We start from the raw sequence: 24,846 nt of genomic DNA, 5'->3' as shown, positions 1-24,846 counted from the left end.
AAAAAGAAGGACTGGATTATGACTCGCAGCATTACCCTCGCCCGCACGCTGGCGCTCTCGGCACTGGCCACCCTGGTGCTCTCTTCTTCCGCCTTCGCCAAGATTGAGGAAGGCAAACTGGTTATCTGGATCAACGGCGACAAGGGCTATAACGGCCTGGCGGAAGTCGGCAAGAAATTCGAAAAAGACACCGGCATCAAGGTCACCGTCGAGCACCCGGACAAGCTGGAAGAAAAATACCCTCAGGTGGCCGCCACCGGCGACGGTCCTGACATCATTTTCTGGGCCCACGACCGCTTCGGCGGCTATGCGCAGTCCGGCCTGCTGGCCGAAATCCACCCGTCCAAAGCCTTCCAGGACAAGCTGTTCCCGTTCACCTGGGACGCCGTGCGTTATGACGGCAAGCTGATCGGCTATCCGATCGCCGTCGAAGCGCTGTCGCTGATTTACAACAAGGACCTGGTCAAACAGCCGCCGAAGACCTGGGAAGAGATCCCGGCGCTGGACAAACAGCTGCGCGCCGGCGGCAAGAGCGCCATCATGTGGAACCTGCAGGAACCCTACTTCACCTGGCCTATCATCGCCGCCGACGGCGGTTATGCCTTCAAGTATGAAAACGGCAAATACAACATCAAGGATGTCGGCGTCGCCAACGCCGGTTCGCAGGCCGGCCTGCAGTTCATCGTCGATCTGGTGAAAAACAAACACATCAACGCCGATACCGACTACTCGATCGCCGAAGCCGCGTTCAACAAAGGCCAGACCGCGATGACCATCAACGGGCCGTGGGCCTGGAACAACATCGAGCAGAGCAAAATCAACTACGGCGTGACGCTGCTGCCGACCTTCAAAGGCAAGCCGTCCAAACCGTTCGTCGGCGTGCTGACCGCCGGCATCAACGCCGCCAGCCCGAATAAAGAGCTGGCGACCGAGTTCCTCGAGAACTACCTGCTGACCAACGAAGGGCTGGCGGACGTCAACAAAGACAAACCGCTGGGCGCGGTGGCGCTGAAGTCCTATCAGGAAGCGCTGGCCAAAGATCCGAAGATCGCCGCCACCATGCAGAACTCGCAAAACGGGGAAATCATGCCGAACATCCCGCAGATGAGCGCCTTCTGGTACGCCGAACGCAGCGCGGTGATCAATGCCGTCAGCGGCCGTCAGACGGTGAAAGCCGCGCTGGACGACGTACAGACCCGTATCACCAAGTAACGACGTCGTGCGGGGCGCCGTGGCGCTCCGCCGTTGCTTCACAGAAAGGAACGCCCTATGCAATTCGCTCACGCCGGGACGCCCGCGCGTAAAAAATCGAAGTGGTGGCAAAGCGACGCGCTGAAATGGCTGGTGGTCGGCCTGTTCAGCCTGGTGACCTGCTACCTGATTGTGTTGATGTATGCACAGGGTGAATACCTGTTCGCCATCCTGACGCTGATCCTGGTCAGCGCCGGGCTTTACGTCTTCGCCAACCGCCGCGCCTACGCCTGGCGCTATGTGTATCCCGGCATCGCCGGCATGGGGCTGTTCGTCCTGTTCCCGCTGATCTGCACCATCGCCATCGCCTTTACCAACTACAGCAGCACCAACCAGCTGACCTTTGAGCGCGCGCAATCGGTGCTGATGCAACGCCAGTTCCAGAGTGGCAAAACCTTCACCTTCGGCCTCTACCCGGCGGAAAATCAGCAGTGGCGCCTGCAGCTGACGCCACCGGACAGTGAACAGCCGCTGCTCTCCGAGCCTTTCCGCCTCGACGCCGCGGCGCCACAAACCCTGACATTGACCACACAGAGCGCCGCGCCGCAGGGCGAGCGCGCCACGCTGCGGGTGATCACCCAGAACCGGCAGGCGCTGAGCCAGCTGGTGGCGCAACTGCCCGACGGCGGTGAATTGCGCATGAGTTCACTGCGCCAGTTCTCCGGCACCCGTCCGCTGTATGCGCTGGACAAAGACGGCAGTACGCTGACCAATAACCAGACCCAGGTGCGCTACCGGCCGAACGGCGACATCGGCTTCTATCAGGCGATCAACGCCGACGGCGGCTGGGCGCAGGAAACCCTGAGCCCGGGCTATACCGTCACCACCGGCTGGAAAAACTTCCTGCGGGTGCTGCAGGACGAGGGCATCAAGAAACCGTTCGTATCGATCTTCATCTGGACCATCGTGTTCTCGGTGATGACGGTGATCCTCACCGTGGCGGTCGGCATGGTGCTGGCCTGCGTGGTGCAGTGGGAGGCGCTGAAAGGCAAGGCGATCTACCGCGTGCTGCTGATCCTGCCCTATGCGGTGCCGTCGTTCATCTCGATCCTGATCTTCAAAGGGTTGTTCAACCAGAGCTTCGGCGAAATCAACATGATGCTCAGCCATCTGTTCGGCATCAAACCCGCCTGGTTCAGCGATCCGCTCACCGCCAAGAGCATGATCCTGATCGTCAACACCTGGCTCGGCTACCCGTACATGATGATCCTGTGCATGGGGCTGCTGAAAGCGATCCCGGACGATCTGTACGAGGCCTCGGCGATGGACGGCGCCAACCCGTGGCAAAACTTCTTCCGCATCACCTTACCGCTGCTGATCAAGCCGCTGACGCCGCTGATGATCGCCAGCTTCGCCTTCAATTTTAACAACTTCGTGCTGATCCAGCTGCTGACCAACGGCGGCCCGGACATGATCGGCACCACTACGCCGGCCGGCTATACCGATCTGCTGGTCAGCTACACCTACCGCATCGCCTTCGAAGGCGGCGGCGGACAAGACTTCGGCCTGGCGGCCGCCATCGCCACGCTGATCTTCCTGCTGGTGGGCGCGCTGGCGATCCTGAATTTGAAAGCCAGCAAGATGAACTTTGATTAGGGAGAATAACGATGGCCATGGTTCAACCCAAATCCCAGCGCCTGCGCCTGTGGATCACCCATATCTTGATGCTGTGCTTTATCGCCCTGATCATGTTTCCGCTGCTGATGGTGGTCGCCATCTCGCTGCGCTCCGGCAACTTCGCCACCGGCAGCCTGATACCGGAAACCCTCTCTTGGGATCACTGGCGGCTGGCGCTTGGCTTCAGCGTCACCCACGCCGACGGCAGCGTGACGCCGCCGCCGTTCCCGGTGCTGCTGTGGCTGTGGAACTCCATCAAGATCGCGGCGATCACCGCCATCGGCATCGTGACGCTGTCCACCACCTGCGCCTACGCCTTCGCACGCATGCGTTTTCGCGGCAAGAGCACGTTGCTGAAAAGCATGCTGATCTTCCAGATGTTCCCGGCGGTGCTGTCGCTGGTGGCGCTGTACGCCCTGTTCGATCGCCTGGGCCAGTACATTCCGTTTATCGGCCTGAACACCCACGGCGGCGTGATTTTCGCCTACATGGGCGGCATCGCGCTGCACGTCTGGACCATCAAGGGCTATTTCGAAACTATCGACAATTCGCTGGAAGAAGCGGCGGCGCTGGATGGCGCCACGCCGTGGCAGGCATTCCGTCTGGTGCTGTTGCCGCTGTCGGTGCCGATTCTGGCGGTGGTATTCATTCTGTCATTTATCGCCGCCATCACCGAAGTGCCGGTGGCGTCGCTGCTGCTGCGCGATGTGAACAGCTACACGCTGGCGGTGGGGATGCAGCAATATCTCAACCCGCAGAACTACCTGTGGGGCGACTTCGCCGCCGCCGCGGTGCTGTCGGCGATACCGATTACCGCCGTGTTCCTGCTGGCGCAGCGCTGGCTGGTGGGCGGCCTGACGGCCGGCGGCGTGAAGGGGTAATTTGTGCCACTGCAGTGCATTTGATGTTTTTCCTTATCTTTTACCCTATGGATTTCAAGTTACAGCGAGGCGACCAGCTCGCTAAGCCCAGGCGCTTACTTCAGTAAGTAACTGGGGTTAGCGAGTGCAGTCAACAACGCTGTCGCTTGAAAGACGACGGGTAATTATATCCTGTGTCTTTGGCGGCCTTTGGCCGCCATTTTTATCGCTACTCCCGTTTCAGCCGATCGGTATTGGCCAGATAGAGCGTCACCACCAGCACCAATATCGCCGCGGCGTAGATCAGGGTATCGATGGGGTTTTTGTGGTCCACGATAATCAAACGAATAATCGCGGTAATGCCAATGTAAATAAAATAGCGCAGCGGGAAATGATAACCCGACTCAAAATACTTGACGATCAAGGCGATAAATTCAAAGTACAAGAAATAAATCACGATGCCTTCAATCAACAGGTAAGAAGACGACTCTTCGCTGTTGATAAATAACACCTTCGCCAGATGGATGGTTTCCTTGACCAGAAACACCACCAGAATTGCCGCCAGCAGCAACAAGCCCACGTTCAGCACTCGCTGCAGCCCCTTCGCTATCATGATCGAACGCGACGTTTTTGCCATAAAACCTCTCTCTGAATACCGCTTATATGATTCAACCCTGCCAATATAGGCATTGTCCTAAAAATTCCGTCCCAGGTGAAAGCACTTTAAACCCCATTTAATTCATCACGTTATAATAAGATGTTTCTGCCTTATAGATTTGTAGCAAATCGAAATGTCAACTATCATGGGTCACAGAGATCTTTACATAAAACCAATAACCTCGAATTAACAAGGGAATTCTTTATGCGCGCTAAACTTAACGGACTGGTCGCTGCGGGCCTGTTTACCTGTGCATTGTCCGGCCACGCCGCCGGCCTGGTAGCCCCTGACAACGATCTGCGTAACGATCTCGCCTGGTTGTCTGACCGCGGCGTCATCAACGTCAGCCTGTCCACCTGGCCGCTGAGTCAGGAAGAGATCAGTTCCGTTATCGCGCAGGCCAAGCCGGTGACCAACACCGAGAAAAACGTCATCGACCGCGTGCAGCGCCGTGTCGATGCTCTGAAAGCCAACATCCGCGTCAGCGGTTACGCGTCGACCGATAAACCCGGCACCCCGCAGGGCTTCGGCCAAAACGAGTACGCCGACGATCGCCTGACCATCGGCGCCGGCGCCAACGGCGAGTTCTGGGACGTGCGTCTGCAGGGCTCGGTGGAAGGCGATCAGCGCGTCAGCGACGGTTCCAAATTCAACATGAACGGCTCCTACGGCGCAGTGAAAATCTGGAACCAATGGCTCTCCTTCGGCGAGGTTTCCCAGTGGTGGGGCCCGGGTTACGACGGCAGTCTGATCCGCTCCGACGCCGCGCGCCCGGTGGCCGGCTTTATGCTGCAGCGCGCCGACCAATCGCCGTTTGAAACCCCGTGGCTGTCGTGGATCGGCCGCTGGCAATACCAGCTGTCCGCCGGCCAGCTGTCGCAATACGCAGCCGTACCGGACACCAAGCTGATCGGTGGCCGCCTGACCATGATGCCGACCGACTTTCTGGAGCTGGGCGCTTCACGCGTCATGATGTGGGGTGGTGATGGCCGTCCGCACTCCTGGAGTTCCTTCTGGGATGGCGTAACCGGCAACGATAACACCGGCGATCCGAAAAACGATCCGGGCAACCAGTTGGGCGGTTTTGACTTCAAACTCAAGCTGCAGCCGCTCATCGGCATGCCGGTCAGCTTTTATGGCCAGATCACCGGTGAAGATGAAGCAGGCATGTTGCCTTCGCATAACGCTTACATGCTGGGGCTTGAAGGCCATCCGGAATGGGGCCCGACCACGATCAACTGGCATATCGAAGGTTCTGATACCCGCTCTAACGGCAACGCCAACAACGTGATGTACAACCACTACATCTATCGGGGCGGTTACTACCAGCAAGGTTATCCGCTGGGCCACGCGATGGGCGGCGACGGCCAGATGCTGTCCGGGCGCGTGGAAATGGTGCTGGACGATGGCCAACGTTGGAGCACCCGTCTGGTGTACGCCAAGGTGAACCCGAACAACCAAACCATCAACCGGGCGTTCCCGCGTTCCGATACGCTGAAAGGCATTCAGCTCGGCTGGGGTTACAGCTTCGATTCTCAGGTTAAGTTCGATACCAGCCTGTGGTACACCGACAGCGATCACAGCACCGCCGATGACGTGGGTGCAGGCATCAGCTTCGAAGTGCCGATCAACCTGTAATTTTTTGCAGACGTAAAAAAACCCGCCGCGGCGGGTTTTTTATTGGCTTCAGCTCAGGCGCTTAGCGCCATTCCTTGAAGCGGTTGATCAGCGCATTGGTCGAGCTGTCGTGGCTGCTGATTTTCTCGCTGCCCGCCAGCTCCGGCAGGATGCGGTTAGCCAGCTGTTTGCCCAGCTCCACGCCCCACTGATCGAAGGTGAAGATGTTCAGGATCGCGCCCTGGGTGAAGATCTTGTGCTCATACAGCGCGATCAGGCTGCCCAGGCTGAACGGGGTGATTTCGCGCAGCAGGATCGAGTTGGTCGGCCGGTTGCCTTCAAACACCTTGAACGGCGCCACGTGCTTGACCTGCTCAGGAGTTTTGCCCTGCGCCGCGAACTCGGCTTCCACCACTTCCAGCGACTTGCCGAACGCCAGCGCTTCGGTCTGAGCGAAGAAGTTGGACAGCAGTTTGGCGTGATGATCGCCCAGCGGGTTATGGCTGATGGCCGGCGCGATGAAATCGCACGGCACCAGCTTGGTGCCCTGGTGGATCAACTGATAGAACGCATGCTGGCCGTTGGTGCCCGGCTCGCCCCAAATGATGGGACCGGTCTGGTAATCCACCGGGTTGCCGTTGCGATCGACGTACTTGCCGTTGGATTCCATGTTGCCCTGCTGGAAGTAAGCGGCAAAACGGTGCATGTACTGATCGTACGGCAGAATGGCTTCGGTTTCGGCGCCAAAGAAGTTGTTGTACCAAATACCGATCAGCGCCAGCAACACCGGCAGGTTTTTCTCCGCCGGCGTTTCGGCGAAGTGCTTGTCCATGGCGTGCGCGCCGCTCAGCAGCTGCTCGAAGTTGTCATAACCGATGGACAGCGCAATCGACAAACCGATCGCCGACCACAGGGAGTAGCGGCCACCGACCCAGTCCCAGAATTCGAACATGTTGTCGGTATCGATGCCGAACTCGGCCACCGCTTTGCCGTTGGTGGACAGCGCGGCGAAGTGCTTGGCCACGTGCTGTTGATCGGCGGCGCTGCTCAGGAACCAGTCGCGCGCGCTGTGGGCGTTGGTCATGGTTTCCTGAGTGGTGAAGGTTTTGGAGGCCACCAGGAACAGCGTGGTTTCCGGATTCAGCGGCTGCAGCGTTTCGGCGATGTGGGTGCCGTCGACGTTGGAGACGAAGTGCATGTTCAGGTGGTTTTTATAAGGGCGCAGCGCTTCGGTCACCATGTAAGGGCCGAGATCCGAACCGCCGATGCCGATGTTCACCACGTCGGTGATCGGCTTGCCGGTGTAGCCTTTCCACTCGCCGCCGATGACGCGCGCGCAGAACTGTTTGATCTTGGCCAATACCGCGTTCACTTCCGGCATCACGTCTTTGCCGTCGACCAGGATCGGGCTGTTGCTGCGGTTGCGCAGGGCAATATGCAGCACCGCGCGATCTTCGGTGCGGTTGATTTTCTCACCGGCGAACATCGATTTGATGGCGCCTTGCAGATCGGTTTCTTTCGCCAGCGCCTGCAGCTTCTCCAGGGTTTCCTGCGTGATGCGGTTCTTGGAATAGTCCACCAACATTTGGTCGTTGAAGGTCGCGGAGAACCTGGAGAAACGATCGCTGTCCTGGGCGAACAGGTCGGCGATCCGTACGTCTTTCATCTGTGCATAATGTTGCTGCAGGGCTTGCCAAGCAGCGGTTTGACTAGGATTGATATTTTTCATAGCAACACTCTTAGGCTTGAGAATAAAAATGACGCGTTTGTCCGATTGTAGCCTGTTCGACTGTGATTATGATCTCTTTTCTTGCGATAGGCGCTAACTGTCAACGCATTGCCGCCTCGTTTCAGCTTTCACTCTATACTTTTGGCTAACAGCCTGTTATCGGGGTTGCCGAATTGTCATCAGGCTGTGTCATCGTCGCTTATTTCGTCATTTGAAAGGGATCTCGCTTATGGAATTATCCGCCCCGCTCATGTTGGTGCTTATCGGTCTGGCGTCGCTGCTGGCGCAGTGGCTGGCCTGGTTGCTGCGCCTGCCGGCCATTTTGCCGCTGCTGCTGTTCGGCATCGTGCTCGGCCCGACGGTGCATCTGGTGCAGCCGGATCTGCTGTTCGGCGATCTGCTGTTTCCGCTGGTGTCGCTGTCGGTGGCGATCATCCTGTTCGAGGGGGCGCTGACGCTGCGCTTCGAGGAGATACGCGGCCTCGGCGGCGTGGTGCGCAACCTGGTCACCGTTGGCATGCTGGTCACCTTTCTGGTCATCAGCCTCGCCAGCTGGTGGCTGCTGGATTTCCCGCCGGAGCTGGCGGCGCTGATCGGCGCGGTGACGGTAGTGACCGGGCCGACGGTGATCGCCCCGCTGATGCGCGTGGTGCGGCCGAACGCCAACATTAACCAGGTGTTGCGTTGGGAAGGGATCGTCATCGATCCGGTCGGCGCCATCTTCACCCTGCTGGTGTTCGAGTTTATCGTGCTGAAGCAGAATGCGGAGTCCTATACCCACCTGTTTTGGACGCTGGGCGTGACCGCCGCCGTCGGCCTGATCGCCGGCGCGCTGTTCGGCTATCTGCTCGGCCTGGCGCTGCGCCGCGTCTGGCTGCCGCGCTATCTGCAGAACCTGGCGGTGCTGGCGATCATGCTGACCGCCTTCGGCGTTTCCAACGCCATCGCCGACGAATCCGGCCTGCTGACCGTCACGGTGATGGGCATCTGGCTGGCCAACATGCGCGACGTGGACACCAGCGATATTCTGGCGTTCAAAGAGGAGCTGTCGGCGATCCTGATCTCGGCGCTGTTCATCATTCTGGCGGCGCGGCTCGACATCCAGGCGCTGTGGCACATGGGCTGGCCGCTGCTCCTGCTGCTGCTGGCGGTGCAGTTCATCGCCCGGCCGCTGTGCATCGCGGTGTCGACCTGGCGCTCTTCCCTGCACTGGCGCGATCGGCTGCTGCTGTGCTGGATCGCCCCGCGCGGCATCGTCGCCGCGGCGGTCAGCTCGCTGTTCGCGCTGACGCTGCAGCGCAGCGGCTATCAGGGCGCCGACCGGCTGGTGACCGTGGTGTTCGCCATCATCATCGGCACCGTGGTGTTGCAAAGCCTGACCAGCGGCATGATGGCGCGCTGGCTGCGGGTGCAGCAGCAGAAACCGCGCGGCGTGCTGATCGTCGGCGCCAACAGCGTGGCGCGCATGCTGGCGCAGGCGCTGATCAAGCTGAACGTGCCGGTGATCGTCACCGACAGCAGTTGGGAATACTACCGTCAGGCGCGCATGGACGGCATTCCGGCCTACTATGGCCACGCCTACTCCGAACACGCCGAGAACTACCTCGATCTGAGCAATATCGCCCAGGTGCTGGCGCTGTCACCCAATCGCCACCAAAACGCGCTGGCGGTCTACCACTTCGGCCATCTCTTCGGCGAAGATCACGTGTTCGCCATCCGTTCGGGGGCGCCGCTGAAAGGGCGCGGCGCCAGCGCGGAAAGTTCGCGTTTCCGCCGGCATGAAATTTTATTTAATCAGGAAGCCACCTACGGCCGCCTGAGCAGCCTGCTCGCCAGAGGGGCCACCATCAAAGCGACCAAATTGAACGAAAATTTCGGTTGGCTGGAGTATTTGGAGAAACATCAGGGCGTTATTCCGCTATTCAGCCAAAAGGAAGACGGTTCTCTGCAACCGATTGGCGCCGGTTCCACGCCCGCGATGCCCTGTACGCTTATCGCGCTGGTGCAAGATGAAAATCCCTCACCGTCTGTACGTTGACAGAATGGCGATAACCGGCTATTCCTAACAGCCTACTTGCGCACCCGGTGCGCAAGCCAGAAGAGGCGCGTCGCCCAGGTAGAGTGTCAGAGGAGCCGTTTCTCCGTTGACGGCACCCGAGGGGGAGCGACGCCGAGGTACGATAATGGCCGGCCATTATCGTATCGACTACAGGGGCTGAATCCCCTGGGTTGTCACCAGGGGATCGCCACAGGGCGATCGACAAGGTGGGGCGCTTCTGGGTGTATCGTAGCCTGACCTCTACGCCTGCCCCCTGTTTACCGCTCTCCCCTTGTGCCAAGGCTATGGAATTACAGTGCCCCAAACGGGCATCCCTGACACGAGGTTTCTAGATGAACCAAGCAGCACCCCAGAATTCCACCGTGGTAGCCAAGTTCGGCGGCACCAGCGTCGCCGACTTTGAAGCCATGAACCGCAGCGCCGACGTCGTGCTGGCCAATCCGCAGGTCCGCCTGGTGGTGTTGTCCGCCTCGGCGGGCGTCACCAACCTGTTGGTCGCCCTGGCCGAAGGTTGCGAGGCCGACAAACGCAACTACCAGCTTGATGAAATTCGTCGCATCCAGTACGCCATCCTCGATCGCCTCGCGGCGCCTGCGGTGATCCGCGACGAGATAGACCGCCTGCTGGAAAACATCGCCATGCTGTCGGAGGCCGCGTCGCTGGCCACCTCGACGGCGTTGACCGACGAACTGGTCAGCCATGGGGAGCTGATGTCCACCCTGCTGTTCGTTGAAATCCTGCGCGCCCGCAACGTGCAGGCCGAATGGTTCGACGTGCGCAAAGTAATGCGCACCGACGATCACTTCGGCCGCGCCGTGCCGGACAGCGCCGCGCTCAGCGAACTGGCCCGGTCGCAGTTGCAGCCGCGCCTGCAGGAAGCGCTGGTGGTCACCCAGGGCTTTATCGGCAGCGAGCCGAAAGGCCGCACTACCACGCTCGGCCGCGGCGGCAGCGACTATACCGCCGCGCTGCTCGGCGAGGCGCTCGGCGTCGGCCGGGTGGATATCTGGACCGACGTGCCGGGCATCTACACCACCGATCCGCGCGTGGTGCCGGCGGCCAAGCGCATCGACAAAATCGGTTTCGAAGAGGCGGCGGAAATGGCCACCTTCGGCGCTAAAGTGCTGCATCCGGCCACCCTGTTGCCGGCGGTGCGCAGCGATATTCCGGTGTTCGTCGGCTCCAGCAAGGATCCGGCGGCCGGCGGCACGCTGGTGTGCAACACCACCGAGAACCCGCCGCTGTTCCGCGCGCTGGCGCTGCGCCGCAAGCAAACGCTGCTGACGCTGCACAGCCTGAACATGCTGCACGCGCGCGGTTTCCTGGCCGAGGTGTTCAACATCCTGGCGCGCCATAATGTCTCCGTCGATCTGATCACCACTTCGGAAGTCAGCATCGCGCTGACCATGGACACCACCGGCGCCACCTCCGTCGGCGGCAGCTTGCTGACCACCTCACTGCTGACCGAACTGTCGTCGCTGTGCCGGGTGGAAGTGGAAGAAAACCTGGCGCTGGTGGCGATCATCGGCAACCAGCTGTCGCGCGCCTGCGGCGTGGGCAAAGAGGTGTTTGGCGTGCTCGATCCGTTCAATATCCGCCTGATCTGCTACGGCGCCAGCAGCTATAACCTGTGCTTCCTGGTGCCGGGCGAAGAAGCCGAGCAGGTGGTGCGTACCCTGCATCACAACCTGTTCGAATAAGTCATTATCCCTGATTGCGGGCGCAGCATGCTGCGCCCCTGCGTCTAAAAATCCGTTCAAAACCTGCAGGGGTTCAGCATGTTGAGCCCGCAATAAAAACACAACCACACCCGCCGTTCTCAATCTGGCTAAGGAAAACCTGCATGCTGGCACTGCTCACGCGCTTATTCCCCCTCTGGGCGATACTGCTGTCCGTCGCCGCTTATTACACGCCGACCACCTTTACCGGTATCGGCCCCTACGTCAGCCCGCTGCTGATGCTGATCATGTTCGCCATGGGCGTCACGCTGCGGCTCGACGACTTCAAACGCGTGCTGGCGCGCCCCGGCCCGGTGGCGGCAGGCATCTTCCTGCATTATCTGATCATGCCGCTGGCGGCCTGGCTCCTGGCGATGCTGTTCCGCATGCCGCCGGATCTGTCCGCCGGCATGGTGCTGGTGGGCAGCGTGGCCAGCGGCACCGCGTCCAACGTGATGATCTATCTGGCCAAGGGTGACGTAGCGCTGTCGGTGACCATCTCGGCGGTCTCAACGCTGGTGGGGGTGTTCGCCACGCCGCTGCTGACCCGTCTGTACGTCGACGCCAAGATCAGCGTCGATATCATGGGCATGTTGTTGAGCATTCTGCAGATCGTGGTGATCCCGATCGGCCTGGGTCTGATCGTCCACCATACCCTGACCAAGGCAGTGAAACGCATCGAGCCACTGCTGCCGGCGCTGTCGATGGCGTGCATTCTGGCGATCATCAGCGCGGTGGTGGCGGGCAGCCAAAGCCATATCGCCTCGGTCGGTCTGGTGGTGATCGTCGCGGTGATCCTGCACAACGGCATCGGTCTGCTGAGCGGCTATTGGGGCGGCAAGTTGTTCGGCTTCGACGAGTCCACCTGCCGCACGCTGGCGATCGAAGTGGGCATGCAGAACTCCGGGTTGGCGGCCACGCTGGGCAAAATCTACTTCTCGCCGCTGGCCGCGCTGCCGGGCGCGCTGTTCTCGGTCTGGCACAACCTCTCCGGTTCGCTGCTGGCGGGTTATTGGTCCGGCCGCCCTATCAAGAAAAAATAAACCGCCTGCAGGGACGCAAACAATTGCGTCCCTTTTCTTCCCTGCGAAATTTCGTATTTCCCACTGGTCGGATTGTCATAATTTCCCCCATACCCTATCATCCGTGAAAAATAAAAATTCAGATTCTTCCTATCCATGCCGATAATGTTGGCAAGAGGAAGAGATGCTCCACTTTTTTTAATTAATTAAGTCACCAGGGTTGCCCGCCATAAAAGAAGCAGCCTAATTATTATTTAGATATATACCCACCGTCTTATTTGCTGCGGCAAATCAAGATATCTCGCAATGTGCATGTCGCTCATTATTTCGGGCCGGCCGTCGGCCGCCCGTGGTTAACCTCATGGATTGGGCTGGCTGCCCCGGCGGCCTCTCATAATGGATTACAATGATAAAAAAAATCACCGCCTTGACGCTGTTGGTCAGCACGGCCCTTTCCGCTGAAACCCTGCCGGACTCCCACATGATGCAGGATATGTCGATGGGGGAGTCGCGCCGCGCGCTGCAAGACAGCACGCGTGAAGTCAACCAGTTGATTGAGCAACGCCGCTACCAGCAGCTGAAGCAACAGCGCCTGCTGGCGGAACCGGAACCGGCCGCGCCCGCCCTGCCGCAGTCCGCGCAGTGCCTGCCGATCGCCGGCGTTTATCTGCAGGGTGTCACCCTGCTCTCGCCGGCCGATTTATCGGCCCTGAGCGCGCTGCCGGAACAGTGCATCAGCAGCAACGATATCAATCGCCTGACCCGTGAATTAACGCGCCTTTATGTGCAAAAAGGCTATATCACCGCGCGCGTGCAAATTGTTCGCCCTAATTCACAAGGAGAATTGGGGTTAAGCGTGACCGAAGGATTTATCGAGAAAATAGAAGGCGGCGATCGCTGGGTCAACAGCCGTTTATTATTTCCGGGGCTGGAAGGCAAGCCGTTGAAATTAACCGAGCTTGATCAGGGATTGGATCAGGCCAACCGTTTGCAATCGAATACCACCAAGCTGGATATATTGCCCGGCCGCCAGGTTGGCGGTTCGGTTATTCGCTTGCGCAATCAGCATGCCAAGCCCTGGCTGATTACCGCCGGCACGGATAATTACGGCCAAAAAAGCACCGGCCGGTGGCTGGCGCGCGCCACCGCCACGTTGGACAGCCCGTTCGGCCTGTCGGACTTTGTCAGCCTGAACGCCAACAGCACGCTGGAAAATCCGGCTCACCGCTATAATCGCGCCTATACCCTGCTCTATTCGCTGCCGTACGGCGCGTTCACCTTCAGCGGGTTCGCCAGCTTCTCGTCCTATGAAAACCACCAGCAGTTGCCGCACAACGTGGTCAAACTGCACGGCCAGACCCAACAGTACGGGCTGCGCAGCGACTACGTGTTTTATCGCGATCACGATCAGATAGACAGCCTGAGCGGCCAGCTGACCTACAAGCGCATCGATAACTACTTCGAAAGCGTGCGCCTTGAGGTCAGCAGCCCAACGCTGACCCTGGCCGAACTGAGCGCCAGCCACCTGCAAATTCTGCCCAATGGCGTGTTCAGCGCCAACCTCAGCGTCGAGCAGGGGATGCCGTGGCTGGGGGCCGGCCGCCACCCGAGTTCGGTGCACCTCGACAGCCAGTTCACCAAGGGCAAGCTGTTCGCCAACCTCAGCCAGCGCCTCAGGCTGGGCGACGCCACCTATCAGCTCAACAACCTGTTCTACGGCCAGTACAGCCGCGATCCGCTGCCCGGCGTGGAGTGGCTGAGCCTCACCGATCGCAGCGCCGTACGCGGCTTCAGCCGCAGCACCCAGTCCGGGGACAACGGCTGGTATCTGCAGAATACGCTGTCGCGCAGTTTCAATCTGGGCGCCACCACGCTGACGCCGCGCCTCGGCGCCGACGTCGGCCGCATTCTGCCGCGTCAGGACAACTCTGGCTGGCGCAGCAGCGCCGGTATAAGCACCGGCGCCACATTGCGTTATCAGCGAGCGCTGGTCGATCTGGAGGTCAGCCGCGGCTGGATTTTGTCCAACCACGCTACGCCGGAAGATCCCGTTCAGGTGTTGGCCCGCTTTTCTTACACCTTTTAATCAACAGTTTTGCAGGACCCCACGGCAATATACGGAGAGACATGGATGAAAAATAATAACTTCAGACTTTCGGCGGCAGGCAAACTGGCCGCTGCGCTGGCGATTATTCTCGCCGCTTCCGCCGGCGCCTACGCCGCAGAGATCGTTGCGGCCAACGGCGCCAACGGCCCCGGCGTCTCCACCGCCGCCACCGGCGCGCAGGTGGTCGATATCGTCGCGCCGAACGGCAACGGGCTGTCGCACAACCAATATCAGGACTTCAACGTCAACCAGCCCGGCGCGGTGCTGAACAACTCCCGCGAGGCGGGACTGTCGCAGCTGGCCGGCCAACTGGGCGCCAACCCCAATCTGGGCGGACGCGAAGCCAGCGTGATCCTCAACGAAGTGATCGGCCGCAACCCGTCTCTGCTGCATGGCCAGCAAGAAATCTTCGGCATGGCGGCCGACTACGTGCTGGCCAACCCGAACGGCATCAGCTGTCAGGGCTGCGGGTTCATCAATACCAGCCATTCCTCACTGGTGGTCGGCAACCCGCTGGTGGAAAACGGCGTGCTGCAGGGTTACAGCACCTTCGGCAACCGCAACACTCTGAGCCTCAATGGCACCCTGAACGCCGGCGGCGTACTGGACCTGATCGCGCCGAAGATCGACAGCCGCGGCGAAGTGATCGTGCAAGATTTCAAACAGTCGAATGGTAAAGTGACCTCGGCGACGATCAACGCCATCAGCGGCCTTAACCGTGTGGCGCGCGACGGCACGGTGCAGGCTAGCCAACAGATGCCGACCGCGCTGGACAGCTACTACCTCGGCAGCATGCAGGCCGGGCGCATCAACATCATCAACACCGCGCAGGGCAGCGGCGTGAAGCTGGCCGGCTCGTTGACCGCCGGCGATGAACTCAAGGTGAAGGCCTACGACATTCGCAGCGAAAGCCGCGTCGACGACGCCAGCAGCAACAAAAACGGCGGCGATAACTATCAAAATTACCGTGGCGGCATCTACGTCAACGATCGCAGCAGCAGCCAGAAGCTGACCCGCACCGAACTGAAAGGCAAGAACATCAGCCTGGTGGCGGATAATCACGCGCACCTCACCGCCACCGATATCCGCGGCGAAGACATTACGCTGCAGGGCGGCAAACTGACGCTCGACGGCCAGCAGTTGAAGCAGACGCAAGGCCATACCGACGATCGCTGGTTCTACTCCTGGCAATACGACGTTACCCGCGAACGCGAGCAACTGCAGCAGGCGGGCAGCACCGTCGCCGCCAGCGGCAGCGCCAAACTCATCAGCACCCAGGAAGACGTGAAACTGCTGGGCGCCAACGTCAGCGCCGACCGCGCGCTGAGCGTCAAAGCGGCGCGCGACGTACACCTTGCCGGGCTGGTGGAGAAGGACAAATCCAGCGAGCGCGGCTACCAACGCAACCACACCTCCAGCCTGCGCACCGGCAGATGGAGCAGCAGCGACGAAAGCGAAAGCCTGAAGGCCAGCGAACTGCGCAGCGAGGGCGAACTGACGTTGAAAGCCGGTCGCAATGTCTCGACTCAGGGCGCCAAGATTCACGCCCAGCGCGATCTGACGATCGATGCAGACAACCAGATCCAGGTCGGGGTGCAGAAAACCGCCAACGCCAAAGCGGTGCGCGATGACAAAACCTCCTGGGGCGGCATCGGCGGCGGCGACAACAAGAACAACAGCAATCGCCGCGAGATCAGCCACGCTTCCGAATTGACCAGCGGCGGCACCCTGCGCCTGAACGGTCAGCAAGGCGTCACCATTACCGGCAGCAAGGCGCGCGGTCAGAAAGGCGGCGAAGTCACCGCCACCCACGGCGGCCTGCGCATCGACAACGCGCTGAGCACCACCGTGGACAAAATCGACGCGCGCACCGGCACCGCCTTCAACATCACCAGCAGTTCGCACAAGGCCGACAACAGCTACCAGAGCAGCACCGCCAGCGAGCTGAAGTCCGACACCAACCTGACGCTGGTCAGCCACAAGGATGCCGACGTGATCGGCAGCCAGGTCGCCAGCGGCGGTGAGCTGAGCGTCGAGTCGAAGACCGGCAACATCAACGTCAAGGCCGCCGAGCGGCAGCAGAACATCGACGAGCAGAAGACCGCGCTCACCGTTAACGGCTACGCCAAAGAAGCCGGTGACAAGCAGTACCGCGCCGGTTTGCGCATCGAGCACACCCGCGACAGCGAGAAAACCACCCGCACCGAGAATAGCGCCTCAAGCCTCAGCGGCGGCAGCGTGAAGCTCAAGGCGGAGAAGGACGTGACCTTCAGCGGCTCCAAATTGGTCGCCGACAAAGGCGACGCCAGCGTCAGCGGCAATAAGGTTTCGTTCCTGGCGGCCGACGACAAAACGGCCTCAAACACCGAGCAAACCAAGATCGGCGGCGGTTTCTATTACACCGGCGGCATCGACAAACTCGGCAGCGGCGTAGAAGCCGGCTACGAGAACAGCAAAACTCAGGCGCAAAGCAGCAAGGCGATCACGTCCGGCAGCGACGTCAAAGGCAATCTGACGATCAACGCCCGCGACAAGCTGACCCAGCAAGGCGCGCAGCACAGCGTCGGCGGCGCCTATCAAGAAAACGCCGCCGGCGTCGATCACCTTGCCGCCGCCGACACCGCCAGCACCACCACCACCAAAACCGACGTCGGCGTGAACATCGGCGCCAACGTCGATTACAGCGCCGTGACCCGTCCGGTCGAGCGCGCGGTCGGCAAGGCGGCCAAGCTGGACGCCACCGGCGTCATCAACGACATCGGCGGCATCGGCGCGCCTAACGTCGGCCTGGATATCGGCGCACAGGGCGGCAGCAGCGAAAAACGCAGCAGCAGCTCGCAGGCGGTGGTCAGCTCGGTGCAAGCCGGCAGTATCGACATCAACGCCAAAGGCGAAGTGCGCGATCAGGGCACGCAGTACCAGGCGAGCAAAGGCGCGGTCAACCTGACGGCGGACAGCCACCGCAGCGAAGCCGCGGCAAACCGTCAGGACGAGCAGAGCCGCGACACCCGCGGCAGCGCCGGCGTGCGCGTCTACACCACCACCGGCAGCGATCTGACCGTGGACGCCAAGGGTGAAGGCGGCACTCAGCGCAGCAACAGCAGCGCGAGCCAGGCGGTGACCGGCTCGATCGACGCGGCCAACGGCATCAACGTCAACGTGAAAAAAGACGCGGTCTATCAGGGCACCGCGCTGAACGGCGGCCGCGGAAAAACCGCCGTCAACGCCGGCGGCGATATCCGTCTTGATCAGGCCAGCGACAAACAGAGCGAAAGCCACAGCGGCTTTAACGTCAAAGCCTCCGCCAAGGGCGGTTTCACCGCCGACAGTAAAAACTTCGGCGCCGGGTTCGGCGGCGGCACCCATAACGGCGAAAGCAGCAGCAGCACCGCGCAGGTCGGCAACGTCAGCGGCCAACAGGGTGTGGAGCTGAAGGCGGGCCGCGATCTGACGCTACAGGGCACCGACGTCAAGAGCCAGGGCGACGTCAGCCTGAGCGCGGGCAACCAGGTCGCACTGCAGGCGGCGGAATCGACCCAAACGCGTAAGGAGAGCAAGCTGTCCGGCAATATCGATCTGGGCGCCGGCAGCAGCGACAGCAAGGAAAAAACCGGCGGCAACCTCTCCGCCGGCGGCGCCTTCGACATCGCCAAAGTCAATGAGTCCGCGACCGAGCGCCAGGGCGCCACTATCGCCTCAGACGGCAAGGTCACCCTGTCCGCCAACGGCAAAGGCGATGACGCGCTGCATCTGCAGGGCGCCAAAGTCAGCGGCGGCAGCGCCGCGCTCGAGGCGAAAAACGGCGGCATCCTGCTGGAGTCAGCCAAAAACGAGCAGCATAAGGACAACTGGAGCCTGGGCATCAAAGCCAACGCCAAAGGCGGCCAAACCTTCAACAAGGACGCCGGCGGCAAGGTCGATCCGAACACCGGCAAAGATACCCACACGCTGGGCGCCGGTCTGAAAGTCGGCGTGGAGCAGCAGGATAAAACCACCCACGCCAACACCGGCATCACCGCGGGCGACGTGGCGCTCAACAGCGGCAAGGATACCCGTCTCGCCGGCGCGCGCGTCGACGCCGACAGCGTCCAGGGCGAGGTGGGCGGCGATCTGCGCGTTGAAAGCCGCAAAGACGTTGAGAACGGTGTGAAGGTGGATGTGGATGCCGGTCTGAGCCACAGCAACGATCCGGGCAGCAGCATCACCTCCAAGCTGTCGAAGGTCGGCACACCGCGTTACGCCGGTAAGGTGAAAGAGAAACTGGAGGCCGGAGTGAACAAAGTGGCCGACGCCACCACCGACAAGTACAACAGCGTGGCGCGTCGCCTTGATCCGCAGCAAGACACCACCGGCGCGGTCAGCTTCAGCAAGGCCGACGGCAAAGTCACGCTGCCGGCAACGCCGGCCGGCGAAAAACCGCAAGGCCCGCTGTGGGATCGCGGCGCACGCACCGTCGGCGGCGCGGTGAAAGACAGCATCACCGGTCCGGCCGGTCGCCAGGGGCACCTCAAGGTCAATGCCGACGTGGTGAACAACAACGCGGTCGGCGAGCAATCGGCGATTGCCGGCAAGAACGGCGTGGCGCTGCAGGTCGGCGGCCAAACCCAACTGACCGGCGGCGAGATCCGCAGCCAGCAAGGCAAGGTGGAACTGGGCGGCAGCCAGGTCAGCCAGCAGGACGTCAACGGCCAACGCTATCAGGGCGGCGGCCGCGTCGATGCGGCGGCCACGGTCGGCGGGCTGTTAGGCGGCGCGGCGAAGCAAAGCGTCGACGGCAACGTGCCGTTCGCCAGCGGCCATGCTTCAACTCAGCAGGCGGACGCCAAAGCCGGCGTGTTCAGCGGCAAATAACGCGCCTTTCCTGCACAACGCCCCCGGTTTTCCGGGGGCGTTTTTTTTACAGCGTGCTCGGGGTATCTTCCCAGTCGCGATCGTCATCCTTGGCATCCTGATCCAACACGTTGTAAGCCACGGCGCAAAACAGCGAGTTCAGGCGCTTCATGTCCCCCAACAATCCCAAATGCAGTGAACTGGTCTCGATGCTCTGCACGTTTTGCTGGTGCAAACGATCGACGTGCGCATGCGCGTAGCGGCGATCCAGAATGCGGAAACGGTGCTTGGAACGGCGCAGGCGCTTGGCGCTGGTGACGTCGCCGGACAGGAACACCGACAGCCCCAGGCGCAGGTTGCCGATCAGCCGTTCGTGCAGCCCGTCCAGCTCCGCCAACCCTTCCGCCGAGAAGGCGCGGCGCGCGGCGTGCGACTTGGCGCCCACGTCGCCGGCCATGCGCTCGATGATGTCGCCCGCCTGTTCCAGGTTGAGCGCCATTTCGATGATCTCCGCCCAACGGCGCGAGTCTTCCTCGCCCAGATCTTCCTTCTGGATCTGCGCCAGATACAGCTTGATGGCGGTGTACAGCACGTCGACGTCATCGTCGAGGCGCCGCACCTCTTTATCGACTCCCTGCTTACCGTGCAGCACTTCACGTTGCAGGATCATCATGTGTTCCACCACGTCGCCCATGCGCAGCGTTTCACGCGCCGCGTTGGCCAACGCCAGCGTCGGCGTGTCCAGCGCGCTGGCGTCAAGATGGCGCGGCCGCATGCGCGGATCGTCGGCCGCTTCGTCGACGATCAGCCGTTCGCACAGCGTCGCCATCGGCCCGGCCAGCGGGATCATCACCAGGCAGCGGATCAGGTTGTAGAACACGTGGAAATAGATCACCAGCTCTTCGCTGCCGCCCGGCAGCTGAGCCATCAAATCCGCCAGATAGGAGACGAACGGCAGCACCAGTATGCAGCCCACCAGCTTGAACAGCAGGCTGCCGAGCGCCACGCGCCGCCCCGCGGCGTTCTGGCCGCTGGCGTTGATCATCGCCAACAGGCCGCTGCCGAGGTTGGCGCCGATCACCAGACAGAGCGCCACCTTCAGCGAAATCACGCCGGTGGCGGTCAGGGTAGCGGTCAGCAGCACCGCCGCCAGGCTGGAATAGCTGACAATGGCGAACAGCGCGCCGGTCAGCGCGTCCAGCATCACATCGCCGGTCAGCGATGAGAACAGCACTTTCACCCCGGCCGCCTGGGTGATCGGCGTGGCGGCGGCCACGATCAGCTCCAGCGCCAGTACGATCAGCCCGAGGCCGATCAGAACGCGTCCGATCTGGCCGATCCGCATCTGCTTGCGGCTGAGGAACAGGAAGACGCCGACCAGGATCAGCAGCGGCGACAGCCAGGAAAGATCGAAGGTCAGCACGCGCGCCATCAGCGCGGTGCCGACGTCGGCGCCGAGCATGATCACCAGCGCAGGCGCCAGCCCCACCAGCCCCTGTGCGACGAAAGAGGTCACCAGCAGCGCGGTGGCGTTGCTGCTTTGCACCAGCGCGGTCACGCCGATGCCGGAAACGAACGCCAGCGGTTTTTTCTCAACGCTGTCGCTCAACACGCGCCGCAGATTGGCGCCGTAAACCCGCATGATCCCGGTGCGCACGATGTGGGTGCCCCATACCAACAGCGCCACGGACGAAAGCAGGTGAAGAAGGGTCAGCACGGAAGATACGCTCCATTAACGCCCGGCCAAAGGAGGCTGATACCCGATGCTTGTCACGCGACGCAGAGAGGCGAGCCAAAGGATGACGGATACAGCGCGCGGTCCCGCCTGCCGGGCGTGGGTCTGGCAGGACAGCGGGCGGGCGGCAGACCGCAGAAGAGAAGGGTTAATGCGGCGGCGAGAAGGCCCCGGCGCCGCGCTGCGAAGTCATGCAACTTCCCGCAATACAACAGGTTCCAAGTGTAGCCCAATTTCCGCGCCGTCGGGCCGCAGGTCGGCCACCGAACGGTTGAGCACGTCAACCAGCAATTCTACCTCGCAAACCTGAATCCGATACCGTACCACATTCCCGAGCAAACTGTGACCCAGGATCACCCCGCCGATCCCCTGTCCCGCCGGCAACAGGCCGATCGATTCGGGGCGGATCGCCACCTTGCCGACATAGCTGCGCCCGGTCAAGCGGCCGGCCTGTTCGGCGCTCAGCAGGTTGTAGTTGCCGATAAACCCGGCGGCGAAGGCATCCGCCGGCTGGGTATACAGGGTTTCCGCATCGCCGCTCTGCACGATCTGCCCCTTGTTCATCAGCACGATGCGATCCGACAGGGTCAGCGCCTCTTCCTGATCGTGGGTGACGAAGATCGCCGTCAGGTTCAGCTCGCGCTGAATGCGCCGGATCTGCTCGCGCAGGTGTTTGCGAATACGCGCATCCAGCGCCGACAGCGGTTCGTCGAGCAGCAGCAGACGCGGGCGAGTGACCAGCGATCGCGCCAACGCTACGCGCTGACACTGGCCGCCCGACAGCTGATGCGGATAGCGCTTCGCCAAATCGCTCAGCTCCACCAGCGCCAGCGCCTCCTGCACCCGCTGTCCGATCTGTCCGGCCGCCAGCTTCTGCATTTTCAGGCCGAAGGCCACGTTGCCTTCCACCGTCATATTGGGAAACAGCGCATAACTTTGAAACACCATGCCGATGCCGCGCTTTTGCGGCGCCAGCGGCACCAGATCCTGGCCCTGCAGCAAAATTTGCCCGCTGTCGACCGGGGTCAGGCCGGCCAGACAGCGCAGCAGCGTCGATTTGCCGCAGCCGCTCGGCCCCAGCAGGGTGACGAACTCCCCCTCTTCGGCGGTGAAATCGATATCCTGAAACACTTGGGTCTGGCCATAGTGTTTGTTCAGGCGGGTGACGTTGAGATAAGCCATCGGGTTAGCCCTTGTTTTTATTCAGCAGGTTCGCCAGCCAGGTGACGAGCAGCACCACGGCGAAATAGGAGATGACCAGCGCGCTGGTAAAGTGCCCGCTGCCGTTGCGCATATTGAACAGATAGACCTGCAGCGTTTCATACTGGCTGCCCACCAGCAGGTTGGCGAACACGAACTCGCCGATCAGGAACGAAAACGACAGCAGCACGGCGATCGTTCCGCCCTTGCGCAGGTTCGGCAGCACCACCCACAGCGCCGCCTGCCAGGTGCTGGCGCCGAGCAGGTGCGCGGCGTCCATCAGATCGCGCAGGTTGATCGCCTGCATGTTGTTGCTGATGGCGCGGTAGATAAACGGCAGCGCAATGGTGAAATAACAGCCCACCAAAATCCAGGGAGTGCCGAGCAGCGGCAGCGGATCGGCGGCGAACAGCTGCATCAGCCCCACCGCCGACACCACCGGCGGCACGGCGAACGGCAGCAGAATCAGCACATTCATCATCGCGTCAAGCCTAGGGAAGTAGTAAGCGATTACAAACATCGCCGGCAGGATCACCACCACCGACAGCAGCAGCGTGCCGAAGCAGATCAGCAGCGAGTGCCACAGCGCCAGCAAAAAGCGCGAATCGCTCCACAGCGCCATCAGCCACTTCAGGGTAAAACCGTCCGGTAAAATGGTGGCGCCCCACTGGGTGGCCAGCGCGTAAACCAGCGTCGCAGCCAGCGGCAGCAGCAGAATCAACAGCAGCAGGCCGGTCACCGTGCGGTGGTACAGGCGTTCAACACGCGACATGAGCATTCTCCATCCGATTATGAGCGCGCATTGAGGTAGCTCCTGCGCAGCATCCATTGGTGGATCACCGTGATAAACGCCATCATCGCCACCAGCAGCATCGCCAGCGCGCTGGCCAGGTTCGGATCGAGGGAGATGTCCCCCGCCACCAACGCCGAGATGCGGATCGGGATCACGTTGAAGTTGCCGGTGGTCAGCGCGTACACCGTGGCGTAGGCGCCCAGCGCGTTGGCCAGCAGGATGACGAAGGTGCCCATCAGCGCCGGCGCCAGCACCGGCAGGCCGATATGCCGCCAGTAGCGCCAGGGGCCGGCGCCGAGCAGCGCCGCCGATTCGCGCCAGTCGGCGCGCAGCGCGTCGAATGCCGGATACAGCAGCAGCACCCCGAGCGGGATCTGGAAGTAAGTATACAGCACGATCAGGCCGCTCTTCGAATAGAGGTTGAAGCTCTCCATCAAACCGTATTTTCGCAGCAGCAGCGTCAGGCAGCCGTTCAGCCCCAGCAGAATGACGAAGGCGAACGCCAGCGGCACCCCGGCGAAGTTGCTGGTCATGTTGGTGAACGACATCACAAAGTCATGAAACCGGGTCTGGCCGAGCTGACGCAGTGAGTAACTGCCCACTAACGCAATCAGCAAGCCGTAGACGCTCGACCACAGCGAGATCTCCAGCGAGAACTGAAAGGCCTGCAGGTAGAACGGCGACGTGAGGATATCGACATAGTTGCCCCATCCCCAGCCGCTGCTCTCGCTGAAAAAGCTGTGAACCGCGATCCACACCAGCGGGGCGATCTGAAACGCGCCGAACAGCACGATAAACGGCAGCAGGCATAGCGCGGCGATCCATTTGGTTTTGCTGTTCATCGCGCATCCTGCGCCAGCAGCGCCCGGCAGCGCGGCTTGTCGTGCGGCGCCTGCAGCAGATCGCAGATCGTGCCGCACAGCTCGGTTTGCTGCGGATCGGCGTCATCCAGGCTGAAGCCCGCGCCGAATACGAACAGCGGCACCTGGCGCTCTTCCGGCAACACCCCGCCGTGGCTGCGATCGTCGTTCATGCCGTGGTCGGCGGTAACCAGCACCTGATAACCGGCCGCCAGCCACTCGGGCAGGTAACGCGACAGCGAACCGTCGGCGCGGCGCGCCGCGTTGCGGTACTGCGGCGAAGAGAGGCCAAAGCGGTGGCCGGCATCGTCGATGTTCATCGGGTGGATCAGCAGGAAGTCCGGCTGATGACGCTGGCGCAGGCTTTCGGCGTCGTCGAACAGATGGCTGTCGGGATAGCCGTCGTCGTAATAAAAATGCCCGTGCTGGATAGGCAGCTCGGGGGCGTCGGTATGGCGGTCGCGCGCGGCGTCGAACGGCGTGCGGTTATACAATTCGCTGAACCAATGATACGCGGCGGCGGCGGTGGTCAGCCCGGCGGCGCGCGCGTAATGAAACACGCTTTGTTGATGAGAAAGGCGCGAGACGTGGTTATGCACCACACCGCTCTCCACCGGCGTGACGCCGGTGAGGATGCATTCATACAGCGGCCGGGAGAGCGAGGGCAACTCGCTCTCCAGCAGGTACAACCGCCCGCGTCCCGCCGCGCATTCGGCCTGCAGATACCCCATGGCGTCGTGCGCCACCCGGTAGTTGAGGCCGTCCAGCAGCACGAGGATCGTTTTCATGG

Annotated in this window: 16 protein-coding genes and 1 riboswitch; of the genes, 9 read left to right on the top strand and 7 right to left on the bottom strand. The window is 61.5% G+C overall.

All coding sequences use genetic code 11. From position 1 onward, the window contains the following. The first annotated feature begins 18 nt into the window (after positions 1 to 18). From malE to malG, 3 genes are read left to right on the top strand one after another with little or no spacing between them, the layout of a single operon-like run. Complete coding sequence (malE, locus tag ACJ8KE_RS16370; protein ID WP_016930286.1) at positions 19 to 1,212, top strand: maltose/maltodextrin ABC transporter substrate-binding protein MalE; 1,194 nt, start codon at positions 19 to 21, stop codon at positions 1,210 to 1,212. A gap of 57 nt (positions 1,213 to 1,269) precedes the next feature. Then, complete coding sequence (malF, locus tag ACJ8KE_RS16365) at positions 1,270 to 2,847, top strand: maltose ABC transporter permease MalF (protein WP_016930287.1); 1,578 nt, start codon at positions 1,270 to 1,272, stop codon at positions 2,845 to 2,847. 11 nt (positions 2,848 to 2,858) lie between these two features. Beyond that, a complete protein-coding gene (malG, locus tag ACJ8KE_RS16360) occupies positions 2,859 to 3,749 on the top strand; it encodes a maltose ABC transporter permease MalG (protein WP_004936696.1) in 891 nt (296 codons plus the stop codon). Positions 3,750 to 3,957: 208 nt separating this feature from the next. Here malG and psiE read toward each other — a convergent pair whose 3' ends face one another. Beyond that, positions 3,958 to 4,365: a phosphate-starvation-inducible protein PsiE gene (psiE, locus tag ACJ8KE_RS16355; RefSeq protein ID WP_015379238.1), complete on the bottom strand. Its 408-nt coding sequence runs from the start codon at positions 4,363 to 4,365 to the stop codon at positions 3,958 to 3,960. A 225-nt stretch (positions 4,366 to 4,590) separates the two neighbouring features. Between psiE and ACJ8KE_RS16350 the strand changes: the two genes are divergently transcribed. Next, positions 4,591 to 6,024 carry a capsule assembly Wzi family protein gene (locus tag ACJ8KE_RS16350; RefSeq protein WP_016930288.1) on the top strand — a complete coding sequence of 478 codons (1,434 nt, stop codon included), beginning with the start codon at positions 4,591 to 4,593 and terminating at the stop codon, positions 6,022 to 6,024. A gap of 61 nt (positions 6,025 to 6,085) precedes the next feature. Here the strand turns inward: ACJ8KE_RS16350 and pgi are convergent, their stop codons facing one another. Next, positions 6,086 to 7,732, bottom strand: coding sequence for a glucose-6-phosphate isomerase (gene pgi / locus ACJ8KE_RS16345; RefSeq protein WP_033639258.1), 1,647 nt, complete (start codon positions 7,730 to 7,732; stop codon positions 6,086 to 6,088). A gap of 229 nt (positions 7,733 to 7,961) precedes the next feature. Between pgi and ACJ8KE_RS16340 the strand changes: the two genes are divergently transcribed. The 5 genes from ACJ8KE_RS16340 (at position 7,962) to ACJ8KE_RS16320 (ending at position 19,489) form a co-directional block, all read left to right on the top strand. Then, positions 7,962 to 9,770: a cation:proton antiporter gene (locus ACJ8KE_RS16340; RefSeq protein WP_028128300.1), complete on the top strand. Its 1,809-nt coding sequence runs from the start codon at positions 7,962 to 7,964 to the stop codon at positions 9,768 to 9,770. A 52-nt stretch (positions 9,771 to 9,822) separates the two neighbouring features. Next, a riboswitch (Lysine riboswitch) is annotated at positions 9,823 to 10,016 on the top strand. Between the two features lie 107 nt (positions 10,017 to 10,123). Beyond that, positions 10,124 to 11,491, top strand: a complete 1,368-nt coding sequence (gene lysC, locus ACJ8KE_RS16335; protein WP_028128299.1) for a lysine-sensitive aspartokinase 3 — start codon at positions 10,124 to 10,126, stop codon at positions 11,489 to 11,491. 143 nt (positions 11,492 to 11,634) lie between these two features. Beyond that, a complete protein-coding gene (gene panS / locus ACJ8KE_RS16330; RefSeq protein WP_033639257.1) occupies positions 11,635 to 12,552 on the top strand; it encodes a ketopantoate/pantoate/pantothenate transporter PanS in 918 nt (305 codons plus the stop codon). A 385-nt stretch (positions 12,553 to 12,937) separates the two neighbouring features. Beyond that, complete coding sequence (locus tag ACJ8KE_RS16325) at positions 12,938 to 14,617, top strand: ShlB/FhaC/HecB family hemolysin secretion/activation protein (RefSeq protein ID WP_016930293.1); 1,680 nt, start codon at positions 12,938 to 12,940, stop codon at positions 14,615 to 14,617. Between the two features lie 45 nt (positions 14,618 to 14,662). After that, the gene (locus ACJ8KE_RS16320) at positions 14,663 to 19,489 is read left to right on the top strand and encodes a hemagglutinin repeat-containing protein (protein WP_306376982.1); all 4,827 of its coding nucleotides are present in this window, start codon (positions 14,663 to 14,665) and stop codon (positions 19,487 to 19,489) included. A 46-nt stretch (positions 19,490 to 19,535) separates the two neighbouring features. Here the strand turns inward: ACJ8KE_RS16320 and ACJ8KE_RS16315 are convergent, their stop codons facing one another. The 5 genes from ACJ8KE_RS16315 to ACJ8KE_RS16295 all read right to left on the bottom strand — a co-directional run bounded on the left by ACJ8KE_RS16315 (position 19,536) and on the right by ACJ8KE_RS16295 (position 24,844). Continuing rightward, complete coding sequence (locus ACJ8KE_RS16315) at positions 19,536 to 21,185, bottom strand: Na/Pi cotransporter family protein (protein ID WP_016930295.1); 1,650 nt, start codon at positions 21,183 to 21,185, stop codon at positions 19,536 to 19,538. Positions 21,186 to 21,392: 207 nt separating this feature from the next. Beyond that, the gene (locus tag ACJ8KE_RS16310) at positions 21,393 to 22,385 is read right to left on the bottom strand and encodes an ABC transporter ATP-binding protein (protein WP_033651200.1); all 993 of its coding nucleotides are present in this window, start codon (positions 22,383 to 22,385) and stop codon (positions 21,393 to 21,395) included. A 4-nt stretch (positions 22,386 to 22,389) separates the two neighbouring features. After that, positions 22,390 to 23,175, bottom strand: a complete 786-nt coding sequence (locus ACJ8KE_RS16305) for an ABC transporter permease (RefSeq protein WP_442517314.1) — start codon at positions 23,173 to 23,175, stop codon at positions 22,390 to 22,392. A gap of 17 nt (positions 23,176 to 23,192) precedes the next feature. Continuing rightward, the gene (locus tag ACJ8KE_RS16300; RefSeq protein ID WP_033651199.1) at positions 23,193 to 24,038 is read right to left on the bottom strand and encodes an ABC transporter permease; all 846 of its coding nucleotides are present in this window, start codon (positions 24,036 to 24,038) and stop codon (positions 23,193 to 23,195) included. Next, complete coding sequence (locus ACJ8KE_RS16295) at positions 24,035 to 24,844, bottom strand: alkaline phosphatase family protein (RefSeq protein ID WP_016930299.1); 810 nt, start codon at positions 24,842 to 24,844, stop codon at positions 24,035 to 24,037. Before ACJ8KE_RS16295 ends, ACJ8KE_RS16300 begins: the two co-directional genes overlap by 4 nt. Positions 24,845 to 24,846: the final 2 nt, after the last annotated feature.

The organism is Serratia sp. CY56464 (assembly GCF_052168435.1).
Classification (GTDB): Bacteria; Pseudomonadota; Gammaproteobacteria; order Enterobacterales; family Enterobacteriaceae; genus Serratia; species Serratia marcescens.
The sequence above is the reverse complement of the archived record's forward strand: the minus strand, read 5'-3'. Positions and strand labels throughout refer to the sequence as shown.

Bases quoted from the DNA above. Each gene is read 5' to 3' on its own strand.
- ACJ8KE_RS16295 (WP_016930299.1), bottom strand. From the start codon at position 24,844: ATGAAAACGATCCTCGTGCTGCTGGACGGCCTCAACTACCGGGTGGCG.
- ACJ8KE_RS16320 (WP_306376982.1), top strand. From the start codon at position 14,663: ATGAAAAATAATAACTTCAGACTTTCGGCGGCAGGCAAACTGGCCGCT.
- malE (WP_016930286.1), top strand. From the start codon at position 19: ATGACTCGCAGCATTACCCTCGCCCGCACGCTGGCGCTCTCGGCACTG.
- ACJ8KE_RS16305 (WP_442517314.1), bottom strand. From the start codon at position 23,175: ATGTCGCGTGTTGAACGCCTGTACCACCGCACGGTGACCGGCCTGCTG.
- ACJ8KE_RS16300 (WP_033651199.1), bottom strand. From the start codon at position 24,038: ATGAACAGCAAAACCAAATGGATCGCCGCGCTATGCCTGCTGCCGTTT.
- ACJ8KE_RS16340 (WP_028128300.1), top strand. From the start codon at position 7,962: ATGGAATTATCCGCCCCGCTCATGTTGGTGCTTATCGGTCTGGCGTCG.
- panS (WP_033639257.1), top strand. From the start codon at position 11,635: ATGCTGGCACTGCTCACGCGCTTATTCCCCCTCTGGGCGATACTGCTG.
- psiE (WP_015379238.1), bottom strand. From the start codon at position 4,365: ATGGCAAAAACGTCGCGTTCGATCATGATAGCGAAGGGGCTGCAGCGA.
- lysC (WP_028128299.1), top strand. From the start codon at position 10,124: ATGAACCAAGCAGCACCCCAGAATTCCACCGTGGTAGCCAAGTTCGGC.
- ACJ8KE_RS16350 (WP_016930288.1), top strand. From the start codon at position 4,591: ATGCGCGCTAAACTTAACGGACTGGTCGCTGCGGGCCTGTTTACCTGT.
- ACJ8KE_RS16325 (WP_016930293.1), top strand. From the start codon at position 12,938: ATGATAAAAAAAATCACCGCCTTGACGCTGTTGGTCAGCACGGCCCTT.
- pgi (WP_033639258.1), bottom strand. From the start codon at position 7,732: ATGAAAAATATCAATCCTAGTCAAACCGCTGCTTGGCAAGCCCTGCAG.
- malG (WP_004936696.1), top strand. From the start codon at position 2,859: ATGGCCATGGTTCAACCCAAATCCCAGCGCCTGCGCCTGTGGATCACC.
- malF (WP_016930287.1), top strand. From the start codon at position 1,270: ATGCAATTCGCTCACGCCGGGACGCCCGCGCGTAAAAAATCGAAGTGG.
- ACJ8KE_RS16310 (WP_033651200.1), bottom strand. From the start codon at position 22,385: ATGGCTTATCTCAACGTCACCCGCCTGAACAAACACTATGGCCAGACC.